Source organism: Acidovorax sp. GW460-11-11-14-LB4, from assembly GCF_059423685.1.
The window spans coordinates 1-23,666 of sequence record NZ_JBWKYJ010000057.1; the positions used below are offsets into that span (position 1 = coordinate 1).

Genomic DNA, 23,666 nt, shown 5'->3' on the forward strand with positions numbered 1-23,666 from the left:
GCGCGGAGGGCGGCTGGCGCCGCGAAGGAGGAGAGGCCGTCATGCGGGTCATTGTGCCGTGTGGGTGTCCCTTCAGCGTTTGCCGGTTTTGCGCAATTGGGGGGCTTCCTCCATCTGACCCAGGGCTTGCTCACAAGCCGCCACCGACTGGGCCTGCCGCCCCGCCAGCCAGCCTGCGCCAAACCAGGCCTTCAGCTCGCCGGACTCTGCAAGCTCGCGGTACAGCGCTGCCGCCACACGCTCGTCATTGAGGCGGCCCAGTGCCGACAGCGCTGGCTGCAGGCTGTCCAGAAACCGGGCGCTGTGTGCATCCAGCGCGGGCGCCACGAATTCTGTGAGGTAGCGCAGGCGTTTGAGGCGTTTGCGCAGCCGGTGCTGTGCCTGGGGCGTGCGCGTGGCAAAACCCCGTGCACCTTTTTGCACCTGGGCGTGCAGTGCGCGCAGGCGCTGCTGCAGCAGGCGGCGCGTGGCACGGGCGTCCAGGCCTGCTGCGGCGTCGCCCGTGGCATCCAGCCCTGGGGTGGTAAAGGCCATCAGATACACCAGCGCTTCCTGAAAGGCCGCATCGCGCACGGTCTGTTGTGCGGCCTGGGCCACCAGCCCGGCGGTGTCGTTCGGGTGGGTGGACAGGGGCGGCGCTCCGGCATCGCGCAGTTCGGCACCGATGCGTTGCATCACCTGGCTGCGGTCCCGCAGGTGGCCGAGCTGCTGGAACACATGGACCAGGGGCGGCTCCCAGGCGGGGTCAAAGTTGCCTGGGGCCAGCGGCGCCAGCTCGCGCAGGGCGGTGCGCAGGCGGCGAATGCCGATGCGCAACTGGTGCAGCTGCTCCTCATCACTCGCACCTTCGGCAATGTCGCTGGCGGGGCCCAGGATCTGCTGCAGGCACTGCGCCACCACGGCGCGCTGCAGGGCCTGCCCGGCGGGCAGTTGCTGGTACAGGGGGGGCCGGGGTCGGGCCTTGCGGGGCGAACCACTGCTGGCTGGGCTGTCAGATGGAATGGGAATGCCCGATGGACTGCCAGCTGGTGCCAGCAGGCGCTCGCCCCGTTCGGCCTTGGACACGGTGCTCAGATACAGCCCGTGCCGCGTGGCCCACTGCGCGGCGAGCGCTGCCAGGCCCGCCACGGGCCCGGCCTTGAGTTCCAGCTCCAGCTCGCAAATGGGGGCCTCGGCCTGCTGGGGCGTGCCCCGGTGGGCCACCACCCGGCCGGTGTCCAGCGCCAGCTCGACCACCGTTCCCTGGCGGGTGATATCGCGTGTCAGCCGGTCCATCTCGGTGCCATAGGTTTCGACGAGGGGGCCACCAGCGGCTTGCAGGGCCTGCTGCAGCCGGGCGCCTGCCACGGTGCCGCTGTGCAACTGGGGCAGGGGTTCGGGCGCGATGCCTTCTATGGCGGGGCCGCGTGCGACGTTGTGCTCCTGCCGGTCCAGCGGGCCATCGCCCAGCGTCTTGACGGTTTGCACCCACTGGTCACCCTCGCGCCGCAGGCGAAACGCAATCCCGCGTGACGCCAGTGCGCCGTCGGGCGTGTCGAAGTAGCGGGCCTCCATGCGGATGGCGACACACCGGCCCCGGCGCACTGCCGCTTGCACGGCAGCCAGACGGTCGGGCGGGATGCAGAACTTGAATTCGATTTCCATGGTGGCGGCATTATCCCGTGGTATCCCCATCGCAGGGCCGCGCCGGATGAAGGGCACGCAGCGGTTATCCGCCAATAATGGAAAACAATGATTCAAGAGAGGGTAGATTGATTATGAAGGGCGATTGAAGGAGGATATCAAGCTCATGCCCAGTGGTTTTCCTTGATTATCCCGGATGGAGGTGATGATCTTGAATGCAGACGCCTGAACCCGGTCTGGCAGGCGGACAAAATTATTTTCTTGCACCAAGGTGTCGCCATTGAGGAACGACCAGAGGATGAACCGGATCGCCTGGGCCGTCTGGTCGGGGTTCTGCGTGACCTTGGGGAACACCACAAACGTGCCCATGGTGATGGGCCAGGCCGATTTACCGGGCCGCTGCGTCAAGGTGCTGTGGAAAACTCCGGTGGCCGACCAATCGCTGTTGGCCAGTGCCGCCTTGAAGGCGTCGATGGAGGGTTTGACATAACTGCCGTCGGCATTTTTCATCTGCACAGTGGTCAGGCCGTATTCGGCCACATAGCCGTGGTCCACATACCCGATGGCGCCCACCGTGTCGCGCACGCCCTTGGCCACGCCGTCGCTGCCCTTGAAGGCCAGCACACCCACAGGCCAGGCAATGCTGGTTTTGGCGCCGTACGATGATTTCCATTGTGGGCTCACCTTGCCCAGGTAGTCTGCAAAGTTGTAGGTGGTGCCCGACCCATCGGCCCGCACCACCACCTTGATCTGCAGGTCGGGCAGGGAGACATCGGGGTTCAGTGCGGCGATCTCTGCCGCGTTCCAGCGGGTAATCTCGCCCATGAAGATGCGGCTGAGAGCCTCACCTGTCAGGCGCAGCTGGGTGTTTTGTACCTTGGGCAGGTTGACGATGGGGCTGATGCCGGTGATGGCCACGGGCAGCGCCAGCAGGCCGTGCTCCAGCAAGTCCTTCTCTGCGGGGTACACGTCTGTCGCGCCAAAACCGACGGCCTGTTGCTGGATTTTTTTCATGCCCGCGCTGGAACCCACCGGGTCGTAGTCCACCGCGCTGCCAGTGGCCTTGGCATAGGCCTTGGCCCAGCTGCGGTAGATGGGCGCCGCCGCCGACGAACCAGCGCCCGTCACGGTCTGTGCGCTGGCCAGGCCCGCCTGCACAAAGGCCACGGTCGCCAGCAAAAGAAAGTAAATATATTTCATATGTTTTATGTAATGGTTTTTATGAATAACGATATGCCATGCACGATTTCAGGTGCACTGAAATCCACGCGTGTTCATTGAGCAGTCGGACAGATTTCGGTGCCGATCCTAGCAAAATGACAGCGATTTGAAGCATTGGCCTGAACGGCTAAGGTTTCTTGCTGAGTCACTAATCTGTCATTTGAAACAATTAGTATCTTTCGCATCCCATCGGGGGCTTGGTGCACGGCGGGTGGTTGGCTTACCCCGCGCAGCAACACGCGTTCGCTCCCACAAGGCGGCGGCGCCCTGGTGGAGCTTCACGAAAGATTCAGATGCTTCAAAAATTGAAAATTGGTACCCGCCTGGCCCTGGCCTTTGCCGTGCTGCTGTTGCTGATATCGGCCCTGGCGGCCGGTGGCATCAGCGGGGCCAAGCGGTTGACCGAGCGCAGCGCAGCCCTGTACGGCGATCGCACCGTGCCGATGGGGGTGCTGGCCGAGATCAGCCACCTGACGCAGCGCAACCGCGTCCTGGTGATGGACATGCTGATGGACCCCGGCACCAGCAACCTGGAGGCCAGCCATGCGGCCCTGACCGCCAATGTCGAGCGCATCCAGACCCTGTGGAAGGACTACGCCGCCAAACCGCTGGGGGCGGAGGAACAGGCCCTGGCGCAGGCCTTTGCCGATGCCAATGCCACCTATCTGGACAAGGGCCTGATCCCGGCGTCGGCCGCGCTGGTGGCCGGCAAGTACGACGACGGCTCGGAGCTGTACATCACCCAGATCCGCCCCAACGCGCTCAAGGTGCAGGACGCCATCGAGCGCCTGGTGGCGCTGCAGATCAACGTGGCTGCGGCAGAGTTTGCCGGGGCGCGCGCCATGAGCGACACCATCCACTGGTGGATGCTGGCCGCCACCGTCCTGGCATTGCTGGCAGGTGCCGCGATGGCCTGGGTCATCACCCGTTCGATCTCGCGGCCGCTGCGTCAGGCCGTGGTGCTGGCACGCACCGTGGCGGGGGGCGACCTGACGGCGCAGATCGATGTGCGTGGCAACGACGAGACCGCCGAGCTGCTGGGGGCCCTGCGTGAGATGAACCACCAGCTGGTGCGCGTGATCACCGAGGTGCGCGCCAGCACCGAGACGGTCGCCCACGAGGCCGTGGTGATGGCGGGCGGCACCGAAGACCTGGCACGCCGCACCGAGGTGCAGGCATCCAATCTGCAGGAGACGGCCGCATCGATGGAGCAGTTGACCATCACGGTGCAGCACAACACCGACAACGCCCAACGTGCCACCGCGCTGGCGCAGGAGGCCAGCAGCGTGGCCAACGAAGGCGGCAGCGTGATGCGCGATGTGATCGCCACCATGCAGGAGATCAAGACGCAGTCGCAGAAGATCACGGACATCATCAAGGTGATCGACGACATCGCCTTCCAGACCAATCTGCTGGCGTTGAATGCGGCGGTGGAGGCCGCGCGTGCGGGTGAGCAGGGCCGGGGCTTTGCCGTGGTGGCTGGCGAGGTGCGGGGCCTGTCGCAGCGCAGCAGCATGGCGGCCCGGGAGATTCGCGGCCTGATCTCGGCCAGCGTGCAGGGTGTGGAGCGCGGGTCCACCCTGGTGGGGCAGGCGGGCGAGCGCGTGGCCAACACCGTGCACCATGTGAACCAGGTGGTGTCGCTCATCACCGCCATCAAGGATGCCGGGCAGGAGCAGGCCCGGGGCATTGCCCAGATCGGAGAGGCCGTGCGCCAGCTGGACGCGGCCACGCAGCAGAACGCTGCGCTGGTGGATGACAGTTCGTCCGCCTCGACCGGCATGAAGAATCAGGTGAGGCGCCTGCTGGAGGTGATTCACCAGTTCCGCCTGACGCCGGATATGCCCCTGCCTGGTGCAGGCGCACCCTTGCTGGAAACGGCAGGGTTGCCCCCTGCTGTGGCTCTGGAGGGCGGGGCTGGCAGTCGCGCGCAACTGGCCATCTCGGCCCGCTAGCCCGGCGGCGGCGTGGTCTCTGCATCGCGTGGCCTATGCAGCCAATGACCGAGGCATTGCCACCCACCACGCCAAGACCTGCGCCATGAACCGCACCGACGTATTGATCGCGATTGCCGAGGTGGCGCGCAGTGGTGGCGCTGCCGCCCCCGAAGACGCCATCTCCCAGCTGGCGATGCTCATTGATGATCTGGAGCTGTCCTGCCGCGGCTCGGAGCAGGTGATGGAGATGCTGCTGCGCATCGCCGCCTGCCTGTGGAACCTGCAGCAGGAACGCATGCGCCTTTGAACAGGTGCCTTGGCATGCCGCATGGCCCTGATCTCTCACCGATCAGGGCGACTGAAATGATCACTCGTCCAGCGTCTCGAGCGAAGCCACCTGGTTGCGCCCCCGGTGCTTGGCCAGGTACAGCGCCTGGTCGGCGCGGTCGAGCATGTCGCGCAGGCTGCGATCGCTCTGGCGGAAGGTGCTCACCCCCAGGCTGGTGGTCACGCAGTAGCAGTGGCCTGCTTCGTCCGTCAGTTCCAGCGCGCTAACACTACGCAGCATGCGCGTGGCCACCTCCAGGCCCTCGGCCAGTGTGGTCAGGGGCAACAGCACGCCAAACTCTTCGCCGCCCAGCCGGCCTACGGCATCGCTGGCGCGCAACTGGCCCTTGATGGCCTGCGCAAATGCCATCAGCGCCCGGTCGCCTTCCAGGTGGCCAAAACGGTCGTTGATGGCCTTGAAGTGGTCCAGGTCCAGCATCAGCAAGGTCAGCGGCTCGCCGTTGCTGCGTGAATGGGCATAGGCCGACTCGGCGCATTCCAGAAACGCGCGGCGGTTGGCAATGCCCGTCAGCATGTCGGTGGTGGCCAGACGCTGCAGCTCGCGCTCCAGGTTCTTGCGCTGCGTGACGTCGCGGTAGATGCCTTCGACCCCCGCAAAATTGCCTGCATGGTCGTACAGCGCATGGCTGCTGATGGAGATGTCGATCACCGTGCCATCGCGCCGCACCATCTGGCCCGGAAAGTCCGATACCTCGCCGTGTTCCATGATCGCGGCCTTGAACGCGTCGCGGTCTTTGCTCTGGGGGTAGTAAGACTCGGCCGTGCGGCCTTCGATTTCGTGGGGCTCGTAGCCCAGCACCCGGCGCACGCCCGGGCCCACATGCTGCACGATGCCCTGCGCATCGGTGCGGTAGTACACGTCCTGCATGTTCTCGAACAGGCGCCGGAAGTTCTGCTCGCTCTCGCGCAGCTGGGCCTCGATCTCGCTCTGGTGTGTCATGTCCATGCCGCACATGAGCACGGCGGGGGCACCGTCCCATTCAATGGCCACACTGCTGATCAGCACCATGCGCAAGTTGCCGCGCTCGGTGCGGATACGGAACTCGGAGGATTTGTTGGGCCGCCCGGCCTGCTCGGGCACGGCCACCTGCTGGATGCGGTTGGTGGAGCGCACCTGGTCCAGGGGGTGCACAAAGTCGCCAGACAGCCGCCCGATCAGGCTGTCGATACTGGGCGCCTCCAGCAACTCCATGCTGGCGGCGTTGGCAAAGCGGATGGCGCCCTGTTGTGTGACAAGCACAGCCGCTGGCAACAGGTGCAGCAGGCGCAGGTCGTGGTTCATGGGCTGGTAGTAACCAAAAGTAATGCACCATTGTGGCACCGGGAAGCGGGGCCATCAAAGATCATCTGTCGCAGGCGGTACTATCGCCCATGAGAAAAACTTTCCAACTCCACGTTGAAGGCAAGAACCGCGACCGCGTTCTGGATGCCGTCAAGCACGAAATCCGCAAATACATCAAGCGCGAACGGCGCCGCGACCTGCCCGAAGGCGCCGATTTCTGGGACTTTGACTGCCAGTTTGGCCGCACCAAGGAAGACGCCGCCGTGGCGCACCTGGCCGCCTTGACCGGGCTGATCAACGGCGTGGCCGCCGAGGGTGGCGCCCAGTTCTATGTGGAAATTCTGGCCAAGCCCGGCAAGCGCACACCCCGTCCGGCTAGTGAGGCTTCACTCAGCGGGCCAGATGGCTTGGACGCGGACGACGAAGGAGGCGCGTAAGCCCTGGCGCTGGGTGGATGCCACCCCGCTCACCCTCAGTCAAGCACTGCAGGCCCCTTTCAGGGGCCTTTTTTGTGGGCAGCGGGGGCATCGGCTGCCTGCGCCGCTGCTGCGCGCAGCTTGTCCTTTTTGCTGGGGCGTTTGCCCTTGATGCCGCCGGTGCCTCCGGGGTCGGTGGATGGTGCGGGCGCGGGAGCCTCGGTGGGTTCAAAGCCCGCAATCTGCTCGCGTGGGATGGTGAGGTGCTGGCGTTTTTCGATCAGCCGGAAATGCGCCTCGGCATCCGCGGTCACAAAGCTCACGGCCATGCCGCTCTCGCCCGCCCGGCCGGTGCGGCCGATGCGGTGCACATAGTCCACGGCCGATCGGGGCAGGTCGTAGTTCACCACGGCAGGCAGCTGCGCAATGTCGATGCCGCGTGCTGCGAGGTCGGTGGTCACGACCACCTGCCAGCGCTCATCCTTGAACTCCTGCAGCACCTGGTTGCGCGCGCCCTGGCTCAGGCCGCCGTGGAAGGGCGATGCAAAGATGCCCGCCTTGTACAGCTTCTCGGCCACATGCTCGGCCGCGTATTGCGTGGCCACAAACACCAGCACGCGCGACCAGTTGTGCTCCTTGACCAGGTGGCGCAGCAACTGGGTGCGGCGGCTCGCATCCACCGCAATGGCGCGTTGTTCGATGGCAGGCTCGTTACCCGGCGTGTGGGGCACCTCGACGCGCACCGGCTGCTTCAGCAGGCCGTCGGCCAGCGCCTGCACTGCGGCTGGGAATGTGGCCGAGAAAAACAGGTTCTGCCGCCGGGCTGGCAACAGCGCCAGCACGCGCTGCAGTTCCTCGGCAAAGCCCAGGTCCAGCAGCCGGTCTGCTTCGTCCAGCACGAGGTGTGCCACGGCCGACAGGCGCAGCGCGTTGTGGTCCACCAGGTCCAGCAGGCGGCCCGGCGTGGCCACCACAATGTCGGCGCCGCCGCGCAGGCCCAACATCTGCGGATTGATCGACACGCCGCCGAACACGATGGCGATCTTGAGCGGTTGCTGCAGGTGCTGCGCCAGGCTGCGCAGCACTTCTCCCACCTGCGCTGCCAGTTCACGGGTGGGCACCAGCACCAGGGCGCGCACCCGGCGCGGGCCGCCAGTGGCGCTGAGCTGCAGCTGCTGCAGCAAGGGCAGGGCAAATGCCGCCGTCTTGCCCGAGCCCGTCTGTGCGGCACCCAGCAGATCTACCCCCTGCAGGATGGCCGGAATGGCGCCCGCCTGAATGGGCGTGGGCGCCACAAAGCCCGCCTGGGCGGCGGCATGGACGAGGGCGGGGGACAGACCGAGGGAGGCAAAAGGCATGGAAAGGCGCTGGGAATGCGTTGAAGAAGGCACGCAAGGCAGCGCGGACAAAGCAGTAATGGCCCGCATTGTCGCCGCGTTTGCCCGATGCCCTCTTGCCCGGTGCCTTCTCACAGGCCAGCAATGCGCGCCTTGCACCTGCAAGATTGCAGGGAATGCGAGTGCTCCGCCCCTGCGTTGGGCAACCGATAATCGGGCCGCCCCGTTTTTCGTTGACAGTTTTCCCGGACCCGAACCCCATGGCTTTGCCCCTAGATACCTCCGCCATCACCCACGGCATCCAGCTGGCGGTGGCGCCCGTGTTTTTGCTCACTGCGGTGTCCGGCATGATCGGCGCGGTGGCCGGCCGCCTGGCCCGGATCATTGACCGGGCGCGTGTGGTGGAAGACCGCGCGCGCGTCAATGCCGAACCCGAATTTCTGGCCCGTGCCTACAAGGAGCTGGCGGACTTGCGTTTGCGTGGACGGCTGGCCAACGGTTGTATTGCGCTGCTGACGTTTTGTGCCTTCCTCATTGGCACGACCATCATCCTGCTGTTCCTGGGCGAAACCACCGACTTTCAGTCCAGCCGCCTTGCGGTGGGCGGGTTTCTGGCGGGCGTTGCGTGCTTTTTGCTGGCGCTGGTGTGTTTTCTGACCGAGACGCTGCTGGCCACGCGCCTGCTCGACTTTCACATGCTGCAGCAAGAGGTGGAAGGGAAGAAACCATGAAGTCTCTGGCAGACCTGGGCGGCCTGGTGTATTCCACCGAGTCGGGCCGCATGTGCCCCACCTGCCGCCAGCCGGTGGCGCAGTGCACCTGCAAGCAGAACAAGCCCCTGCCCACGGGTGATGGCATCGTGCGCGTATCGCGCGAGACCAAAGGGCGCGGCGGCAAGGCGGTCACCCTGGTCAAAGGCGTGCTGGTGGACGAGACTGCGCTGGAGCAGCTGGGCAAGCAGCTCAAGGCCGCCTGTGGCAGCGGCGGCACGGTGAAGGACGGCGTGATCGAGGTGCAGGGCGACCACGTGGAACGCGTGATGGCCGCGCTGCAGAAGCTGGGCCACAAGGTCAAGCGCGCAGGCGGTTGAGGAGCCCAGGGCAATGGACGCAGACAAGCTGCAACGACTGGTCACCACCGAGATGCCGTACGGCAAGCACAAAGGCACGCTGCTGGCGGACCTGCCGGGCAACTACCTCAACTGGTTTGCGCGCGAGGGGTTTCCCAAGGGCGAGTTGGGCCAGTTGCTGGCGCTGATGCACGAGATTGATCACAACGGGCTGTCGGACCTGCTGCGACCCTTGCGGGGGCGGTGATTCTTCCCCAGTGCCTGCGCTGCGTCGGGCGCTGGCCACAGGCCACTGGAGCGCCACAACATGGTGACGATCATGGCCAAGGCAATCAGCAGCGGGCGCATCACGCCCGCATCCAGTAGCCCGTGCGTTGCTGCCTGCAGGGGGCCGACCACATAGCGCAGTACCTCTGGCAGCGCTGCGAGCAGCACGGCTCCCAGGACCACCCCGGGGATATGCCCCATGCCGCCAAACACCACCATGGCAACGATGAGCACAGACTCCTGCAGGCTGAAGGCCTCGGGGGAAACGAAGCCCTGAAAAGCCGCAAACATGGCGCCAGTCACTCCGCCAAAGCTGGCGCCCACGCCGAAGGCCAGCAGCTTGAGGTTGCGGGTGTTGATGCCCATGGACCGGGCTGCGGTTTCATCGTCGCGGATAGCCATCCATGCGCGGCCGATGCGGGAGTGTTGCAGGCGCAGACAGACAACAATGGTGAGCGTCACCAGCGCCAGAAACAGGTAGTAGTACAGCGTGACCGACGCCACCTCATGGCCCGCCACCACCAGGGGTCGGCCCAGGTCCACCCCCAGGATGTGCACCGGGTCGATCAAGCCCAGACCTTGGGCGCCCTGCGTGATGTTGACGGGGTGGCTCATGTTGATGACCAGCAGGCGCACGATTTCGCCAAAGCCCAGGGTGACCACCGCCAGGTAGTCCCCCCGCAGCTTGAGGGTGGGGGCTCCCAGCAGCATGCCGAGCAGTGCCGCGCACGCCGCGCCCAGCGGGATGGTCACCCACCAGGGGGCGTGCAACCCCTGCGGGAACAGCGCAGCGATCCACGCAAAGCGGTCGGTCAGGTGGGGTGAGGTCAGCAGGGCAAACAGGTAGGCACCCAGTGCGTAGAAGGCCACATACCCCAGGTCCAGCAGGCCTGCATAACCCACCACCACGTTCAGGCCCAGTGCCAGCATGACGTACAGCAGGCTGACGTCAGCAACGCGCACCCAGTGGTGGCCGAAGGGTTGCAGTACCAGGGGCAGCAGGAGCACTGCGACGACCAGGCCTGCTTGCGTGCTACGCCGTTCGAAGATCGTGCTCATGGGTGATGCCGTGGCTGGGGCGGTGGATGGGACGCTGCATGAAGCGCCAGTGGCTGTGCAGTGCCAGCGGCACCTCGGTGCCTTCGTAGGCCGCGCAGTCGGCGTAGCCGTAGGCTTCGTACAGGCGGTGTGCTACCTGCATGAAAAGGGCGGTGTCCAGGCAAATGCGGGTGTAGCCCGCCTGACAGGCATCTGCGTACAGCTTGCGCAGTGCCGACGAACCGAGATGCAGGCCCCGGTAGGCGGGGCGGACGTACAGGCGCTTGACTTCGACGGTGCCTGCGCCCAAGGGCCGCAGGCCACACATGCCTGCGGCTTCGCCATTCACGGCGATCAGGTAGTACGCGCTGTTTGGCCGGTTTCCGGTCTGTGAGACCTTCAATCCGGGCAGGTCCTCCGGTGGCAGCGACAAGCCGGCACGCGGGGAGAGGGCCGGAAAGCACCGGGCTATTTCGCCATGCACCCAGCGCAGATATTCAGCCTGCAAACCCATCAGCGACTTTCGGGTTTCGCAGGTGCTGGTGGAGTCGGCGCTAAGGAATGACGGGTTCGGCATGGCGTGAATGTGTGGAAATGCAAGAAGGTTAGACTGGATCGAATCAGCCAAAAAGTGGCTTTCATTCCTTTTATTGCGGAATAAAAAGATTGAATTGGCCGTGCTCAACCGGAGTAAACAACGCAGATGGACAAGCTCAGTGGCATGTTGGCCTTTGTGAAAACAGCGGAGCTGGGCAGCTTTGTGGCCGCCGGACGGGCGCTGGAGATATCGGCGTCTGCGGTGGGCAAGGGCGTGGCGCGGCTGGAGCAGGAGGTGGGCGTGCGCCTATTGCAGCGCAGCACCCGGCGCATCCAGCTGACGGCAGAGGGGCGCCTGTTCCATGAGCGCTGCCGGCGCGTGCTGGACGACCTGGACGACGCGCAGGCCATGCTGTCGCTCTCGCGGGAGACACCACGGGGAAAGCTGCGGGTGAGTGCGCCCATCGTGGGCTACCACTTCCTGATCCCCCTGGTGCCGGAGTTTCTGGCGCGCTACCCCGAGGTGGAGCTGGACATCACGTTCAGCGACCGAGCGATCGACCTGATCGACGAAGGCATCGACGTGGCGATTCGCAGTGGCGACCTGCGCGATTCACGCCTGGTGTCGCGGCCCTTGCAGACCTTTCGGCTGCTGCTGTGCGCTGCGCCCAGCTACCTGGAGCGCCACGGCACGCCCGCTGCACTGCGCGACCTGGAGCGGCATGCCTGCGTGCGCTTTCGTCACCCGGATTCCGGCAAGCTGCTCGACTGGCCGTGGCGCGAGGACCTGGGCAGCGACGAGCCACGCCTTCGCACGGTGCTGGCCTGCAACAACATCGAAGCCGTTCTGGGTGCCACCCTGCGGGGGATCGGTATTGCCTGTATGCCCGACTTTCTGGTGCGCGATGCCCTGGCTGAGGGGCGACTGGTGAGCGTGCTGGAGCCGCACCTGGGCCCGGCCCGCCAGTTCCGGGCACTGTGGCCTTCCAGCCGCCATCTGTCGCCCAAGGTGCGCGTGTGGGTGGATTACCTGGGCGCGCAGTTGTCCCGCCCGCCATAATCGCGGCCATACCAACAACCACACCGAGGGAATGCACATGAAGGGCAATATCGCTGCGATCGTTCTGGTCGTGCTGGGCGTGTTTTTTCTGCTGACCAACCTGGGACTGATCAGCATCAGCCTTCGCGAGCTGCTGCGGGTGTGGTGGCCTGTGGCGCTGATAGCAGTGGGTCTGGCGCTGTTCTTCACGCCGGGCAACAAGGGCAAATAAGCCAGAAGCGGGCGCTGGCGACCGCGTTGCCAGTCGGTAGTCTTCAACCTCGCTGGGTTTCTCCGCTGCCCTGGTGGCGGGCGCCGTGCTCATCGCGCCCATGGCCCTCGTCGCGGGGCTGCACAAAACCGGGGTCGTTCGCAAAGTAGCCCCGGAACAGGTTGCGTGCAATGCCATGGGCCGCCACCTGCAGGTCGTGCGCCACCTCCGGCGCAAACAAGCGATTGGTGTGCTGTTGCCACAGCGCCACCCAGGCCGCAAAGTGGGCGGGTGTGACGCCCTCCAGCGCCATGTGTTTGCCGAAGACATCGCCTTTGAAGCTGCGGGCGCCTAGCGCGACGGTGCTCCAGAAGTCCACCAGGCGCTGCAGGTGGGCGTCCCACTGGCCGTGCAAGGCCTTTTCAAACACCGGGCCCAGCAGCGGGTCGCGCCGCACATCCCCGTAAAAGCCGTGCACCAGTTGCGTGATGCTCTCCGCGCTGGGGGCGAGCTTGCCGGCGGTCTGTGTAGGGTGGGCTTCTTCGGTCATGGCGGCAGTGTGCCGGCTCATTGGCAGCCGCAGGCTGACGTGGCACAAGCTTGCGCGGGTGCAGCGCTGGCTTCGAACCGTGGAAACAGCACGTTGTTTTCCAGGTGGATGTGGTTGATGAGGTCGTCGCCCAGCTGGGCAATGCCCGCGTAGAGCGCGCGCCAGGTGTTGCATGCACCTTGGGGAGGCGTGGCGTCATTCGTCAGCGCGTTGAGCTTGTCCAGCGCCTCGCCATGGTCCACATGTTCGGCGCGCATCATGCCGATGGGCTGGCCCACAAACGGGTTGCCGCCGTTCTTGAGCATGGGGAACAGCACCTGCTCTTCCTTGAGCATGTGCGACAGCAGCTCTTCGTGCATGGCCTCCAGGTGGTCGGCCAGGCCAACCGGCACCTGCGGGTGGTCGCGGTGCACGGCCTCCACGCGGCGGGCCATGCGGATCAGCTCGGGCAGCTGCTGGCGGTGCACCTCGTGGTAGCGCGCCAGGATGTGGTCAATGAGCGCGCTGGGCGACGCTGCCTCGGGCACGGCATCGCTGCGCTGCAGGGCCGCCAGCTCGGCCAGCACGGCGTCGGCGTCCAGCCCCTTGTCGGAAGCCGCCTTGGCCAGGCTCACCTGGCCGCCGCAGCAAAAGTCCAGCTTGAGGCGCCGAAACACCGCCGTGGCGCCCGGCAACTGCACGGCGATCTGGCCGATCTGCTGCTCGGCGCTCAGCGGCAGTGGGGTGGTGGGGGCTGTGGCGTGCAGGGTGTCGATGCGGGCGTTCATGGTGGTCCTTTAAAGATTCATATCGTGTGAATATTTTAGCGAATAAAATTCAGGATGTATGCATCTTTTTGATTGATCTGCGGCAAACCCATGCGACTGACCCAATGGACCGACTACACGCTGCGCGTGCTGATGTATTGCGCCGCCACCGAGGGGCGGGCGCAGCCCGTCACCATCACGGAGGTGGCCGAGGGCTATGGCATCTCGCGCAGCCACCTGATGAAGATCGTGCAGCAGCTGTCGGCGCAGGGCCTGCTCGAGACCACGCGCGGGCGGGGCGGTGGCATGCGGCTGATGGTGCCGGCGTCGTCCATCCATATTGGCGCGGTGGTACGCGCCACCGAGACGGACTTCAACCTAGTGGAATGTTTTGACCCCGCCTCCAACCAGTGCCGCCTGAGCAGCCACTGCCGGCTCAAAGGGGTGCTGGGCCAGGCCATGCAGGCCTATCTGGAGGTGCTGGATGGCGTGACGCTGGCGGACCTGGTGGCGCCCACGTCACCCCAGGGGGTGGCGCTGCTGGCCACGGTGGCCGCCCCGCGCGCCGGCAGTGCCCGCCGCAGGGCCTCGTTGGTGCCCGGATTGCCCGATGCACCTGGGTTTGAATAAAAACGGCGTGATGCGCTAGTGCTACATGCCTGGATAGCTATCAAATTAATAGTATCCAGTGGCGCCCTCTACGTACTGAGGCGCCACGCCGCTCAGCGCAGCACTTCCAGCAAGCGGTCCAGCCCGCCCTGGTTGATGGCCACCTTGGCCTGTGCACGCACTGCGGGTTTGGCGTGGTAGGCCACCGACAGGCCGGCGGCACCCATCATCGGCAGGTCGTTGGCGCCGTCGCCCACGGCAATCGCCTGCTGCGGCGAAATGCCCATGAGCGAGGCCACTTCCAGCAGCGTGCGGCGCTTTTCTGCGCCGTCGCAGATGTCGCCCCAGGCCTGGTCCACCATGCGGCCCGTCAGCTGGCCGTCTTGCACTTCCAGCATGTTGGAGCGCGCAAAGTCGATGCCCAGGCCCGCCTTCACGCGGTCGGCAAAAAAGGTGAAGCCGCCCGAGACCAGCAGCGTGGTGAGGCCCGCAGCCTTGGCGGCGGTGATCAGCTCCTTGGCGCCGGGGTTGAAACGCAGACGCTCGGTGAACACCTGCTCCATGTGCTGCACCGTCACGCCCTTGAGCAGGGCCACACGCTGGCGCAGGCTCTCCTTGTAGTCGGTGATCACGCCCTGCATGGCTGCCTCGGTGATGGCGGCCACCTCGGCCTTGCGGCCGGCGGCATCGGCGATTTCGTCCACGCACTCGATGTTGATGAGGGTGGAGTCCATGTCAAAAGCGATGAGCTTGTAGGCGGACAGGGACAGCGGAGGCTCGATGCCCTGGATGACGAGGCCAGGGGCGAATTCGGTTGCGTGGGTCATGGCAGAAAAAGGGGGAACAAATGCGGGGTAAGAACCCGCAATGGTATCCCTGGCAGGCTTTTGTTCCCTCCGTGCCCGCCACGCTCGCTCCAGGCGCTACCCCGGAGACTGGGCGGCAGAGGCCGCGCCCCGTGCGCGGCTCTCGTCAGATCCTGTGCCTCAGCGGGGATGCGGCAGGTTCTGGCCGCCGCCTTTGAGGGCCTTGGCGGCTGGGTTGGGCTGGGGCGGCTCGTTCATCTTGACCAGGAACATGCGCACAAAAAATGCGGCCATGCAGATCATGAACCCGATGCCGATGATGCTCATCAGGCCGTAGTCGGTAGAAAACAGATCGTTCAGCAGCTTCATGGAGACCCTCCTTGTGGTGGTGTTCACCACTATCGGATGGTCCCTGCGGCGGCTGCTTGTGCTGTGTCAAAGACTGCGGCGTGCGGGCACGATGCAGGTCAAATCATGGCGGGATAGCGGTCAGTGCCTTCGGGCCAGGGCGTGAGCACCTCGAACCCATCGGCCGTCACGGCCACCATGTGTTCCCACTGGGCGGACAGCGAGCGGTCGCGGGTGACCACGGTCCAGCCGTCGGCCAGCTCCTGCGTATCGCGCTTGCCGGCGTTGATCATGGGCTCGATGGTGAAGACCATGCCTTCCTCCAGCCGCAGGCCCTGGCCGCGCTGCCCGTAGTGCAGCACCTGGGGCTCGTCGTGGTAGATCTGCCCGATGCCATGGCCGCAGTATTCGCGCACCACGCTGAACCGCTCGCGGTGGGCCACGGTCTGTATGGCATGGCCCACATCGCCCAGCGTGGCGCCGGGGCGTACCTGGGCAATGCCCGCGCACATGGCCTCGTAGGTGGTGTCCACCAGGCGGCGCGCCAGCGGGCTGGGCTCGCCCACAAAGTACATGCGGCTGGTGTCGCCAAACCAGCCATCCTTGATGATGGCCACGTCGATGTTGATGATGTCGCCCGCCTTGAGCACCTGCCCCGGCGACGGAATGCCGTGGCAGATCACGTGGTTGACCGAGGTGCACACGGTTTTGGGATACCCCAGGTAGCCCACGTTGGCGGGGGTGACCTGCAGTTCGTTCACGATGTAGTCGTGGCAGAGCCGGTCCAGTGCCTCGGTGCTGACGCCAGGCTGCACGTGCGGCGTGATCATGTGCAGCACGCGGGCGGCCAGGTGGCCGGCCTCACGCGCCTGGGCGATTTCGGCGGGGGAGCGCAGGGTGACGCGGGACGACTTCATTGAACGCGCCGCCCGCTGTGGCCCGGCTTGGCGGCCACAGAGGCCGCCACCGTGTCCAGATCGAAGCCCCCGGCTTGCTCGGCGCGGATCAGCAACTGGCAGATGTCGCTGTGGTCGAGGTTGGGATGCAGCTCGGCCAGCATGCCGATGCGCATCCAGTGCTCTGCCTGTGCGTTGATGGAGCGAGACAGGGCGTTGCTGGCAACGCGCAGGTTCTCGTGCATTTGGTCTGAAATTTTGACAATACCCATGCAGCGAATTGTATTCGAAACATATACGTTTCGTATCGCTGCGTGTCTGCAGTCCCTGTGGTGTGCGTTGGCAGCACTGCGCTGATGCCCGGCAGCGCTACTGCGGAGGGCGTTTCAGATAGAGCTGGTCGGACCAGGTGGCCAGCCATTCTGGCTTGAAGGCCACAAAGATCGCGGTGAGCATGCCCGTCACAAACCCGTCGCCCCATGCCATGAGCCAGCGGGCCACCAGAGACAGTTCGTCGCCCACACCGGGCAACTGGTGCCCGGTCCATTGCGAGAGCACGCCTGCCGCAAACACGCAGGCCACAGTGCCCAGAAACGCCCGGCCCAACACGTACACAAACGGCTGCGTACCGACAAAGCGCCGGACCAGCGCGCCCAGCGCCAGGGCCAGCGTGGCGGGCACCACGCCCAGCCAAGTGATCGCGCCCAGGGCATCGGCCCAGTCCAGCGCGGGTGAAAGCAGGCCTGCAATGGTGCCCACAGCGATGAGTACGGGGATGGCCAGCGGCCAGCCAAGCATCAGCACCACGAGGCACGCGCCCGACCACTGCAGCTGCAGCGGCATGGCGTGCAGTGTGGGCAGCGCCCACACCCAGGGCAGGAACACGAGAGTTGCCAACAGAGGTGTCAGCAGCGGCGACAGGGGGCGTTGTCCATCGACTTGTCCTGCTGCACCCTTTGGCCGCTCCAGGAGGCGCCAGGGTTGCGCCCACAGCGATACAGCCAGTGACAACAGAAGGAGCGCGGCTTCAATCAGCATGGTGATGGCGGGCTGCGTTGCCGCTGAAAGTGTTGATGAAGGGAGGTCTGCAACAACGCATCGCTGGCGGTGCTTGCGAGGGTTGCGTTCAGCCTTGGAATTTTCGCATTCATGGCGCCCAACGTTTCCCCTTTTCCGATTCGTCAGCGATTCATTCGATGCATCCCCTCAACGTGTTTGACTTCAGCATCACAGCGGTAGTAGCGGCCCACGCCGGTGCCTGCGATGTTTGGCATGGAGCCCTGGGTCCGTTGCGCTGGTCTTGTCGCATTCCGCGTGGACCGATGGTGAACTTGGGCTGCTTCTCACTGGAAGCCAGTGTGTTTTCTTGATGTGAGTCAAGAACTGCCTGCACGGTCGCCAATCCACCATAAATCGTTTAGCACTTTAGGAGTTGCCCCCCAGAATGGGCCTCTTGGAGGCTCTCCATGATCAACAGGTTTTTGAATCGGGTGTCGCCGTTTCGAAGCGTTCGGGCGCGCTTTTCCGCAGTCATGGGCGGATCCGGCATTGTTTTGGGCCTTGCTTTGACATTCTTCATGGAATGGCATCTGGAGGACAGCTTGAGCAACTCTGCGCGGGACGCGCTCAATGGGGTGGCAGACGAGATCGCCCATGAACTGAAAGAAGACCTCGCCAGCAGGCAGCGCGAAGTTTCGCTGATGGCAGGCATGATTGGTCCACACCATGCCCTGGATCCCCATTCCATCCAGCAGGTGATGGATGGGCTCCAGCGTCGCGAGGACACTTACGCCTGGATTGGGCTTGCAGATATGCGGGGCAGAGTCACTGCGGCAACGGGCGGGATTCTTCGGGATGTCGATGTGTCCGCACGGCCCTGGTATTCCGCCGGATTGAATGGCGTTTTTGTCGGTGACCCGCACGATGCGGTTTTGCTCGCCAAATCGCTGCCCCCGCGGGCTGATGGCGAGCCCTTGCGATTTCTGGATGTGGCTGCGCCCGTACAGAATGCGCAAGGCAGTGCCATTGGGGTGCTTTCAGCGCATTTGCATTGGGACTGGGTCCATCGAGTGGTTGTCGAGGCAGTGAACAAGCGCCGCAAGAAGGCCCACATCGAAGTCTTGATCGCAAACCGTACGGGCGAGTGGCTGCTGCAGATCAATACCGACACCAAGGTCGCAAACACCTCGCTGCAAGCCGTGTTGCATGACCCTGCGTACTTGATCGTCTCTCAGCTGGTGGTCACTGAAGTTCCCTCAGATGGTCTGGGCTGGACGGTGGTGGTCCGGGAGGATATTGCTACCGCGTATGCCCAGGTTTATGAAATCCGCGAGCTGATGTTGGCCTTCACTGCACTGGTGGCGGTGCTGTTTGCATTTGCTTCCTGGCTGCTGGCGGGCCGATTGGTCCGGCCAATCGTGGCTCTGGCAGATGCAGCCAAGTCGCATACCAACCTCATTGGCACCAGCAGCGCACAGCCTGGACGCAAGGCCCTCGACGAGACATTGGTGCTGGGGGCCGCCATGGACCGCCTCGCTCATCGCGACAGGCTGACAGGGTTGTTCAATCGCGAAGAACTGCTCAACCGGTTGCACCACGCCATTGAACGCGCTGCTGTCCAGCACAAGGCTGCAGCGTTGCTGCTGGTCAATCTTGACAATTTCAGCGTGCTCAACAACACGCGAGGCCACGAGGCTGGCGATCAGATGCTCATTGCAGCGGCCAGTCATCTGAGGCAACTGGAAGCGTCAGGGGCCGTCTTGGCGAGGATTGGAGGTGATGAATTTTTGGTGCTCGCCGAAAATCTGGGCAGCGACGCTTCCCAGGTCCACCAGCGAGTCACCGCGATGGCAGCGGATGCGCTGGAGCATTTGCGGGGGCCTTTCGTGCTGGGTGGTGTGACCTGCGCGGGGCAGGCGTCTATCGGCATTGCGCTGGTAGGCGATGACTTGGCAACGGCCGACGATATCCTGCAGCGCGCGGAACTGGCGATGCTGGAGGCCAAGAAGCGTGGCAAGGGGCAGGCTGTGATGTTTGATCGGAGCATGCGCGACGCGCTGCACGAACGTGTGCAATTCGAACAGGCCCTCAAGGGAGCGATTCCAAGCCAACTCATCGCGTATTACCAACCCCAGGTCCACGTTGCAACGGGGTTGATAGGGGCGGAGCTTCTGGTGCGATGGCGTCACCCCGTCCTGGGCATGGTGTCCCCGGCCCGTTTTATTCCCTTGGCAGAAGAGACGGGCCTCATACACCCCTTGGGCCGGTGGGTGCTGGAGACGGCCTGTCTTCAACTGCGCGAATGGGAGGCCGATCCCGCCAGGAGCCATCTGATGTTGGCCGTCAACGTCAGTGCCAAGGAGTTTCGCGAGCAGGGCTATGTCCAGGGGGTGCGCAGCATTTTGCATGCCACGGGCGCCAATCCGCAGCGCCTGAAACTGGAGCTGACCGAAAGCGTACTGGCCGAGGATGTGGAGGAAATTGTGGCCAAGATGCATGAACTGAAGGCCCTGGGTATCCGCTTCTCGCTGGATGATTTCGGCACTGGCTTCTCATCGTTGGGATATCTGAAGCGTATGCCGCTGGATCAGCTCAAGATTGACCAGTCGTTCGTGCGTGATGTCGTCATGAACGCCAGCGACGCCTCCATAGTCCGGGCCGTCATTGCGTTGGGACAGGGGCTGGGCCTTGAAGTCATTGCCGAAGGCGTGGAGACCGTAGCGCAGCGCGAGCTGCTTTGCCGCTACGGGTGTACCAGCTACCAGGGTTATCTCTTCGGTCGCCCAGCGCCTGTTGAGGAGTTCGCTAGTGAGGTACAGAACGACTGGCGCACCTGACCGAAGCAGCGCTCCAAAGGTGCTCCAAACAAGTTATGCAGGCACCGCCTTCGGCTGCCCCAGCGACCGCAAGATGTCCCGCACCATCTGGGCCCGGTCCTTCGGGTCCTTCAGCTCGCGTTCAATGCGCAGCTTCTCGTTGCCCGCCAGCTTGATGTGCTTGTTCTTCTGAATCAGTTCAATGATCCGCATGGGGTCGATGGGCGGCTGGGGCTTGAAGGTGATGTTGATGACTCCGGGGGCGGCGTCCACCTTCACGACGCCGTAGGGCTGGCTCAGCACGCGCAGGCGGTGCACGTCGATGAGGGTCTGGGCCTGCGGCGGCAGCTTGCCGAAGCGGTCCACGATCTCTTCGAGCAGGCCGTCGATTTGGTCGGGGTTCTTGGCCGTGGCCAGCTTCTTGTAGAACGACAGGCGCAGGTGCACGTCGCCGCAGTAGTCGTCGGGCAGCAGGGCGGGGGCGTGCAGGTTGATGTCGGTGGTCACGCTCAGCGGGCTGAGCAGGTCCGGCTCCTTGCCGGCCTTGAGTGCCTTGACGGCTTCATTGAGCATCTCGTTGTACAGCTGGAATCCCACCTCCAGCATGTTGCCGCTCTGGTTTTCGCCCAGCACCTCGCCCGCGCCGCGGATCTCCAGGTCGTGCATGGCCAGGTAGAAGCCGCTGCCCAGTTCTTCCATCTGCTGGATGGCATCGAGCCGCTGCGCGGCCTGCTTGGTCAGGCCCTCGGTGTCGGGCACCATGAGGTAGGCGTACGCCTGGTGGTGGCTGCGGCCCACGCGGCCGCGCAGCTGGTGCAGCTGCGCCAGGCCGAACTTGTCGGCGCGGCTCATGATGATGGTGTTGGCCGTGGGCACGTCGATGCCGGTCTCGATGATGGTCGAGCACAGCAGGATGTTGTAGCGCTGGGCCACAAAGTCGCGCATCACGCGCTCCAGTTCGCGCTCCGGCATCTGGCCGTGGGCGACGGCGATGCGGGCCTCGGGCAATATTTCTTCGAGTTTCTGGCGGCGGTTTTCGATGGTCTCCACCTCGTTGTGCAGGAAGTACACCTGCCCGCCGCGCTTCAATTCACGCAGCACCGCCTCGCGGATGACGCCCGTGCCCTCGTTGCGCACGAAGGTCTTGATCGCCAGGCGCCGCTGCGGCGCGGTGGCGATGACCGACAGGTCGCGCAGGCCTTCCAGTGCCATGCCCAGCGTGCGCGGGATGGGTGTTGCCGTGAGGGTCAGCACATCGACCTCGGCGCGCAGGGCCTTCATCTGCTCCTTGTGGCGCACGCCGAAGCGGTGTTCCTCGTCGATGATGAGCAGGCCCAGGTTGTGGAACTTGGTGGATTCGGAGAGCAGCTTGTGCGTGCCCACCACGATGTCCACCGTGCCGTCGCCGATGCCCTTGATGGCGGCGGTGATCTCCTTGCCCGAGCGAAAGCGCGACACCTCGGCAACCTTGACCGGCCACTTGCTGAAGCGGTCTACCAGCGTCTGGTAGTGCTGCTCGGCCAGCAGGGTCGTGGGCGCGAGGAAGGCCACCTGCTTGCCGCCCGTGACGGCCACGAAGGCCGCGCGCAGCGCCACCTCGGTCTTGCCGAAGCCCACGTCGCCGCAGACCAGGCGGTCCATGGGGCGGGGGCTGATCATGTCCTGGATGACGGCGTGAATGGCGGCGTTCTGGTCGGCCGTTTCTTCAAAGCCGAAGTCGTTGGCAAAGGTCTCGTAGTCCTGCGGGCTGTAGCGGAAGGCGTGGCCCTCGCGCGCCGCGCGGCGGGCATAGATGTTGAGCAGCTCGGCCGCGCTGTCGCGCACCTGCTCGGCGGCCTTGCGCTTGGCCTTTTCCCACTGGCCGCTGCCCAGCTTGTGCAGCGGCGCCTCATCAGCGCTGACGCCGGTGTAGCGGCTGATGAGCTGTAGCTGGCTCACGGGCACGTAGAGCACGGCCTTGTCGGCGTATTCCAGGTGCAGGAACTCCTGCATGGCGGGCGTGCCGTCGGGGTTCTTGTTGCCCACGTCCATGTTGACCAGGCCCCGGTAGCGGCCGATGCCGTGCGCGCTGTGTACCACGGGGTCGCCCACATTGAGCTCGGCCAGGTCCTTGATCAGGGCCTCGACATCGCTCACCTGCTCCTGCTTTTTGCGGCGGCGCGTGGTGGGGCCGGCGGCGAAGAGTTCGGTCTCGGTGACGAAGTCGATGCCGTCCTCGATCCAGCTGAAGCCCACGGTGAGGCCGGCGGTGGCGATGCCCACCTTCTCATCGTCCGCGCCCTGGAACTCGACCAGCGAGTCGAAGGCCGGCGGGTTTACCCCGCTGGCGCGCAGAAAGTCGAGCAGGCTCTCGCGCCGGCCATCGCTCTCAGCCAGCAGCAGCACGCGGTGTTGCGTGTTGCGGATGTGGGCGTGCAGCCGGGCCAGCGGGTCTTCGGCACCACGCACCACCGACAGGTCGCCCAGCTTCTGGAAGTGCGGGTTGTCGGCAATGTCCTCCACGCCGGGGCGGATGGACAGCTGGGCATGCTCCTTGGCGCGCGTGTAGAACTGGTCGGCCGAGAGGAACAGCGCCTCGGGTGGCAGCACCGGGCGCTCGGGGTCGCCCTGCACCAGGCGAAAGCGGTCTTTCGTGTCCTGCCAGAAGCGCTGGAAGGCGGGCTCCAGGTCGCCGTGCAACACCACGGTGGCTTCGCCGCCCAGGTAGTCGAACACGGTGGCGGTCTCGTCGAAGAACAGCGGCAGGTAGTACTCGATGCCGGCCGTGGCCACGCCCGCGCCCATGTCCTTGTAGATACGGCTTTTGGTCGGGTCGCCCTCGAGCATCTCGCGCCAGCGGCTGCGGAACTTGGCGCGCGCCTCATCGTCCATGGGGAACTCGCGGCCGGGCAAGAGGCGCACCTCGGGCACGGGGTACAGGCTGCGCTGGCTGTCGGGGTCGAAGGTGCGGATGCTGTCGATCTCGTCGTCGAACAAATCCACGCGGAAGGGCACGAGCGAGCCCATGGGGAACAGGTCGATCAGCCCGCCGCGCACGGAGTACTCGCCCGGGCTCACCACCTGCGAGACATGGCTGTAGCCCGCCAGCGTGAGTTGGGCCTTGAATTTGGCCTCGTCGAGCTTTTGCTTGACCTTGAAGTGGAAGGTGTAGCCCGCGAGGAAGGAGGGCGGCGCGAGCCGGTACAACGCGGTGGTGGCGGGCACCAGCACGACATCGGCTTCGCCCTGCGAAATGCGCCACAGCGTGGCCAGCCGCTCGCTGATCAGGTCCTGGTGCGGGGAGAAGGTGTCGTAAGGCAGCGTCTCCCAGTCTGGGAACAGTGCGCAGCGCAGGCCCGGCGCAAAAAAGGCCATTTCGTCGATGAGCCGCTGTGCATCGGTGGCGTCGGACGTGACGATGGCGGTGGTGTGGCCAGCGGCCTTGTCGCGCTCGGCCAGGCGTGCCAGCAGCAGGGAGTCGGCGCTGCCCACGGGGCGGGGCAGGGCAAAGCGTTTTCCGGGGGAGAGTTTGGGGAGTTCCATGCGGACGGCGTCGTCAGTGGGCCCACCGCATCCCCAGGGGCGCGAAACA

At 65.0% G+C, this 23,666-nt stretch carries 24 protein-coding genes; 10 read left to right on the top strand and 14 right to left on the bottom strand.

Annotated elements, in window-relative coordinates:
* Nucleotides 1–72 precede the first annotated feature (72 nt).
* Together AC07X4_RS17745 and pstS are read right to left on the bottom strand one after the other, a co-directional pair.
* A complete protein-coding gene (locus AC07X4_RS17745; RefSeq protein WP_494740821.1) occupies nucleotides 73–1,644 on the bottom strand; it encodes a CYTH and CHAD domain-containing protein in 1,572 nt (523 codons plus the stop codon).
* A 111-nt stretch (nucleotides 1,645–1,755) separates the two neighbouring features.
* The gene (pstS, locus tag AC07X4_RS17750) at nucleotides 1,756–2,823 is read right to left on the bottom strand and encodes a phosphate ABC transporter substrate-binding protein PstS (RefSeq protein ID WP_494740822.1); all 1,068 of its coding nucleotides are present in this window, start codon (nucleotides 2,821–2,823) and stop codon (nucleotides 1,756–1,758) included.
* Nucleotides 2,824–3,149: 326 nt separating this feature from the next.
* On the opposite strand from pstS, the gene AC07X4_RS17755 reads away from it, so the two are divergent.
* Both AC07X4_RS17755 and AC07X4_RS17760 read left to right on the top strand, forming a co-directional pair.
* On the top strand, nucleotides 3,150–4,799 hold the full coding sequence (locus AC07X4_RS17755) for a methyl-accepting chemotaxis protein (RefSeq protein WP_494740823.1): 1,650 nt from the start codon (nucleotides 3,150–3,152) through the stop codon (nucleotides 4,797–4,799).
* 85 nt (nucleotides 4,800–4,884) lie between these two features.
* The gene (locus tag AC07X4_RS17760) at nucleotides 4,885–5,088 is read left to right on the top strand and encodes a hypothetical protein (protein ID WP_494740824.1); all 204 of its coding nucleotides are present in this window, start codon (nucleotides 4,885–4,887) and stop codon (nucleotides 5,086–5,088) included.
* A gap of 60 nt (nucleotides 5,089–5,148) precedes the next feature.
* Here AC07X4_RS17760 and AC07X4_RS17765 read toward each other — a convergent pair whose 3' ends face one another.
* Nucleotides 5,149–6,411 carry a sensor domain-containing diguanylate cyclase gene (locus tag AC07X4_RS17765; RefSeq protein ID WP_121942590.1) on the bottom strand — a complete coding sequence of 421 codons (1,263 nt, stop codon included), beginning with the start codon at nucleotides 6,409–6,411 and terminating at the stop codon, nucleotides 5,149–5,151.
* Between the two features lie 89 nt (nucleotides 6,412–6,500).
* On the opposite strand from AC07X4_RS17765, the gene AC07X4_RS17770 reads away from it, so the two are divergent.
* On the top strand, nucleotides 6,501–6,848 hold the full coding sequence (locus AC07X4_RS17770) for a DUF6172 family protein (RefSeq protein ID WP_494740825.1): 348 nt from the start codon (nucleotides 6,501–6,503) through the stop codon (nucleotides 6,846–6,848).
* A 59-nt stretch (nucleotides 6,849–6,907) separates the two neighbouring features.
* Here AC07X4_RS17770 and AC07X4_RS17775 read toward each other — a convergent pair whose 3' ends face one another.
* Nucleotides 6,908–8,185 (bottom strand): DEAD/DEAH box helicase, encoded by a 1,278-nt coding sequence (locus AC07X4_RS17775; protein ID WP_494740826.1) that lies wholly within the window; start codon nucleotides 8,183–8,185, stop codon nucleotides 6,908–6,910.
* Nucleotides 8,186–8,424: 239 nt separating this feature from the next.
* Here AC07X4_RS17775 and AC07X4_RS17780 point away from each other — a divergent pair, with 239 nt between their 5' ends.
* Genes AC07X4_RS17780 through AC07X4_RS17790 form a run of 3 tightly spaced genes read left to right on the top strand, consistent with a single transcriptional unit; the run spans nucleotide 8,425 to nucleotide 9,480 of the window.
* Complete coding sequence (locus AC07X4_RS17780; protein WP_056064262.1) at nucleotides 8,425–8,895, top strand: DUF2721 domain-containing protein; 471 nt, start codon at nucleotides 8,425–8,427, stop codon at nucleotides 8,893–8,895.
* Complete coding sequence (locus AC07X4_RS17785) at nucleotides 8,892–9,254, top strand: translation initiation factor Sui1 (protein WP_121942593.1); 363 nt, start codon at nucleotides 8,892–8,894, stop codon at nucleotides 9,252–9,254. The genes AC07X4_RS17780 and AC07X4_RS17785 overlap by 4 nt, the downstream gene beginning before the upstream one ends.
* 13 nt (nucleotides 9,255–9,267) lie before the next feature.
* Entirely contained in the window at nucleotides 9,268–9,480 is a 213-nt protein-coding gene (locus tag AC07X4_RS17790) for a DUF3820 family protein (RefSeq protein ID WP_056064258.1), read from the top strand.
* Here the strand turns inward: AC07X4_RS17790 and AC07X4_RS17795 are convergent.
* Nucleotides 9,435–10,559, bottom strand: a complete 1,125-nt coding sequence (locus AC07X4_RS17795) for a branched-chain amino acid ABC transporter permease (protein WP_494740827.1) — start codon at nucleotides 10,557–10,559, stop codon at nucleotides 9,435–9,437. The genes AC07X4_RS17790 and AC07X4_RS17795 overlap by 46 nt on opposite strands.
* Nucleotides 10,534–11,115, bottom strand: coding sequence for a GNAT family N-acetyltransferase (locus AC07X4_RS17800; protein ID WP_494740828.1), 582 nt, complete (start codon nucleotides 11,113–11,115; stop codon nucleotides 10,534–10,536). Before AC07X4_RS17800 ends, AC07X4_RS17795 begins: the two co-directional genes overlap by 26 nt.
* A gap of 126 nt (nucleotides 11,116–11,241) precedes the next feature.
* On the opposite strand from AC07X4_RS17800, the gene AC07X4_RS17805 reads away from it, so the two are divergent.
* Both AC07X4_RS17805 and AC07X4_RS17810 read left to right on the top strand, forming a co-directional pair.
* Entirely contained in the window at nucleotides 11,242–12,135 is an 894-nt protein-coding gene (locus AC07X4_RS17805) for a LysR family transcriptional regulator (protein WP_056064250.1), read from the top strand.
* Between the two features lie 37 nt (nucleotides 12,136–12,172).
* Nucleotides 12,173–12,346 (top strand): LiaI-LiaF-like domain-containing protein, encoded by a 174-nt coding sequence (locus AC07X4_RS17810; RefSeq protein WP_165836502.1) that lies wholly within the window; start codon nucleotides 12,173–12,175, stop codon nucleotides 12,344–12,346.
* A gap of 43 nt (nucleotides 12,347–12,389) precedes the next feature.
* Here AC07X4_RS17810 and AC07X4_RS17815 read toward each other — a convergent pair whose 3' ends face one another.
* Nucleotides 12,390–12,875 carry a group III truncated hemoglobin gene (locus AC07X4_RS17815; protein ID WP_099730620.1) on the bottom strand — a complete coding sequence of 162 codons (486 nt, stop codon included), beginning with the start codon at nucleotides 12,873–12,875 and terminating at the stop codon, nucleotides 12,390–12,392.
* A 17-nt stretch (nucleotides 12,876–12,892) separates the two neighbouring features.
* Nucleotides 12,893–13,642 carry an iron-sulfur cluster repair protein YtfE gene (gene ytfE / locus AC07X4_RS17820; protein WP_494740829.1) on the bottom strand — a complete coding sequence of 250 codons (750 nt, stop codon included), beginning with the start codon at nucleotides 13,640–13,642 and terminating at the stop codon, nucleotides 12,893–12,895.
* Nucleotides 13,643–13,732: 90 nt separating this feature from the next.
* Between ytfE and AC07X4_RS17825 the strand changes: the two genes are divergently transcribed.
* Entirely contained in the window at nucleotides 13,733–14,251 is a 519-nt protein-coding gene (locus AC07X4_RS17825) for an RrF2 family transcriptional regulator (protein ID WP_056747228.1), read from the top strand.
* A 92-nt stretch (nucleotides 14,252–14,343) separates the two neighbouring features.
* On the opposite strand, the gene serB is transcribed toward AC07X4_RS17825, so the two are convergent.
* From serB to AC07X4_RS17850, 5 genes are all read right to left on the bottom strand, one after another.
* Nucleotides 14,344–15,057 (bottom strand): phosphoserine phosphatase SerB, encoded by a 714-nt coding sequence (serB, locus tag AC07X4_RS17830; protein WP_056747189.1) that lies wholly within the window; start codon nucleotides 15,055–15,057, stop codon nucleotides 14,344–14,346.
* 159 nt (nucleotides 15,058–15,216) lie between these two features.
* Nucleotides 15,217–15,405, bottom strand: coding sequence for a DUF3149 domain-containing protein (locus AC07X4_RS17835; RefSeq protein WP_056747190.1), 189 nt, complete (start codon nucleotides 15,403–15,405; stop codon nucleotides 15,217–15,219).
* A gap of 98 nt (nucleotides 15,406–15,503) precedes the next feature.
* Nucleotides 15,504–16,301 carry a type I methionyl aminopeptidase gene (map, locus tag AC07X4_RS17840; protein WP_494740830.1) on the bottom strand — a complete coding sequence of 266 codons (798 nt, stop codon included), beginning with the start codon at nucleotides 16,299–16,301 and terminating at the stop codon, nucleotides 15,504–15,506.
* Complete coding sequence (locus AC07X4_RS17845; RefSeq protein ID WP_015014749.1) at nucleotides 16,298–16,552, bottom strand: ParD-like family protein; 255 nt, start codon at nucleotides 16,550–16,552, stop codon at nucleotides 16,298–16,300. The genes map and AC07X4_RS17845 overlap by 4 nt, the downstream gene beginning before the upstream one ends.
* Nucleotides 16,553–16,649: 97 nt before the next feature.
* Nucleotides 16,650–17,318: a hypothetical protein gene (locus AC07X4_RS17850; protein ID WP_494740831.1), complete on the bottom strand. Its 669-nt coding sequence runs from the start codon at nucleotides 17,316–17,318 to the stop codon at nucleotides 16,650–16,652.
* 428 nt (nucleotides 17,319–17,746) lie between these two features.
* On the opposite strand from AC07X4_RS17850, the gene AC07X4_RS17855 reads away from it, so the two are divergent.
* Nucleotides 17,747–20,116, top strand: a complete 2,370-nt coding sequence (locus AC07X4_RS17855; RefSeq protein ID WP_494740832.1) for a putative bifunctional diguanylate cyclase/phosphodiesterase — start codon at nucleotides 17,747–17,749, stop codon at nucleotides 20,114–20,116.
* 33 nt (nucleotides 20,117–20,149) lie between these two features.
* On the opposite strand, the gene mfd is transcribed toward AC07X4_RS17855, so the two are convergent.
* Nucleotides 20,150–23,617 carry a transcription-repair coupling factor gene (gene mfd, locus AC07X4_RS17860; protein ID WP_494740833.1) on the bottom strand — a complete coding sequence of 1,156 codons (3,468 nt, stop codon included), beginning with the start codon at nucleotides 23,615–23,617 and terminating at the stop codon, nucleotides 20,150–20,152.
* Between the last annotated feature and the right edge of the window lie 49 nt (nucleotides 23,618–23,666).